At 75.6% G+C, this 2,063-nt stretch carries 3 protein-coding genes; all 3 read right to left on the reverse strand.

What is annotated here, in order from left to right; all coding sequences use genetic code 11:
• On the reverse strand, nt 1–732 hold a 732-nt coding region (locus ACLIYP_RS30290; RefSeq protein WP_412716277.1), incomplete at its 3' end, for a cobyrinate a,c-diamide synthase.
• A gap of 4 nt (nt 733–736) precedes the next feature.
• Nucleotides 737–1,333, reverse strand: a complete 597-nt coding sequence (cobO, locus tag ACLIYP_RS30295; RefSeq protein WP_412716275.1) for a cob(I)yrinic acid a,c-diamide adenosyltransferase — start codon at nt 1,331–1,333, stop codon at nt 737–739.
• On the reverse strand, nt 1,333–2,063 hold a 731-nt coding region (locus ACLIYP_RS30300; RefSeq protein WP_412716276.1), incomplete at its 5' end, for a vWA domain-containing protein. The genes cobO and ACLIYP_RS30300, both read right to left, overlap by 1 nt.

Consider the following 2,063-nt stretch of genomic DNA (forward strand, 5'->3'; position numbering starts at 1 on the left):
GGGCGGCGCCCACGGCTCGTCCGGCAGCGGCGGCGCGGAGTGCGCCAGGGCGATCAGCGCCTTCAGGTCGCAGCCGGACCGCACCCGCTCCGCCAGCTCCGCCACCGCCCCGGCCGCCTCCGCCCGCCGCTCGGCCACCGGCACCAGACCCAGGTGGCGCGAGGGGGTGCGCATCCGCTCGGCGCGGCGCAGCACGCCCAGCACCGGCACCCCGCAGGCGTCCAGCGCCTCGCGCAGCAGCTCCTCGTGGCGGTCGGAGGCCACCTTGTTGAGGATCACCCCCGCGACGCGGACCTCCGGGTCCCAGGACGCGAAGCCGTGCACCAGCGCCGCCACCGAACGCGACTGCGATGAGGCGTCCACCACCAGCACCACCGGCGCCCGCAGCAGCTTGGCCACCTGTGCCGTGGAGGAGAGCTCACCGAGGCCCGCGGCCCCGTCGTACAGCCCCATCACGCCCTCGACCACGGCCACGTCCGCTCCGGCCGCGCCGTGCAGGAACAGCGGCGCGACCAGCTCCGGGCCGCACAGGTACGCGTCGAGGTTGCGGCCGGGGCGGCCGGTGGCCAGCGCGTGGTAGCCCGGGTCGATGTAGTCCGGGCCCACCTTGTGCGGGGACACCTCCAGTCCGGCCGCCGTGAAGGCGGCCATCAGACCGGTGGCGACGGTGGTCTTGCCGCTGCCCGAGGAGGGCGCGGCCACGACCAGCCGGGGGAGGGCGGTACTCACGATCCGATCACCACTCGATGCCCCGCTGGCCCTTCTGGCCGGCGTCCATCGGGTGCTTGACCTTGGTCATCTCCGTCACCAGGTCGGCGGCGTCGATCAGGCTCGAAGGAGCGTTCCGCCCGGTGATCACCACGTGCTGGACGCCGGGACGGGCCCGCAGCACCTCGACCACCTCGTCGGTGTCCACCCAGCCCCAGTGCATCGGGTAGGCGAACTCGTCCAGCACGTACAGCCGGTAGGTCTCGGCCGCCAGATCGCGCTTGACCTGCTCCCAGCCCTCGCGCGCCGCCTCCTCGGAGGACTCGATGCCGCGCTGCACCCACGACCAGCCCTCGCCCATCTTGTGCCAGGCGACGGTGCCGCCCTCGCCGCTCGCGCCCAGCACGCGCAGCGCCCGCTCCTCGCCGACCCGCCACTTGGCGGACTTCACGAACTGGAACACCCCGATCGGCCAGCCCTGGTTCCAGGCGCGCAGCGCCAGCCCGAAGGCGGCCGTCGACTTGCCCTTGCCGGGGCCCGTGTGGACCGCCAGCAGCGGGCGGTTGCGGCGCTGACGTGTGGTGAGACCGTCGTCGGGGACGACGCTCGGCTGTCCTTTCGGCACTACGCGGCCCTCCTGTGGGGGTTCCTGCGGGTGTTGCGGTGGGTGGGATGCGGGGTCTGTAGGGAGCGGACGAGCCCGGTCACGGCGTCGGCGCGCAGCTCCTCCAGCGTCACGGCGGGGCCGCCCAGTTCGGCCGCGAGCGCGCCGGCCAGGCCGAGCCGTACCGGTCCGGACTCGCAGTCGACCACCACCGAGGCGGTGCCGTCGGCGGCCAGCAGCCGCGCGGCCTGCCGGGCGCGCACCACCGGCTGCGGGCCGCCCGTCGCACGCCCGTCGGTGACGGCGACCAGCAGCGGGCGCCGCGAGGGGTCGCGCAGCCGCTCGGTCCGCAGTACGTCGCGGGCCTTCAGCAGTCCGGCGGCCAGCGGGGTGCGGCCGCCGGTCGGCAGTGACTCCAGGCGCGCCGCGGCGGCGTCCACCGACGAGGTCGGCGGCAGGGCCACCTCGGCTCCCGAGCCGCGGAAGGAGATCAGGCCGACCTTGTCGCGGCGCTGGTAGGCGTCCAGCAGCAGCGACAGCACCGCGCCCTTGACCGCGCCCATCCGCCGCCGCGCGGCCATCGAGCCGGAGGCGTCCACCACGAACAGCACGAGGTTGGACTCCCTGCCCTCGCGTACGGCCTCGCGCAGGTCCTCCCGGCGCACCAGCAGCCCGGGCCCGGAGCGGCCCCGCGCCCGCTGGTGCGGGGCGGCGGCCCGTACGGTCGCGGCCAGGTGCAGCCGGGACAGCG

This window comes from Streptomyces nanhaiensis (assembly GCF_046614825.1).
GTDB lineage: Bacteria > Actinomycetota > Actinomycetes > Streptomycetales > Streptomycetaceae > Streptomyces > Streptomyces radiopugnans.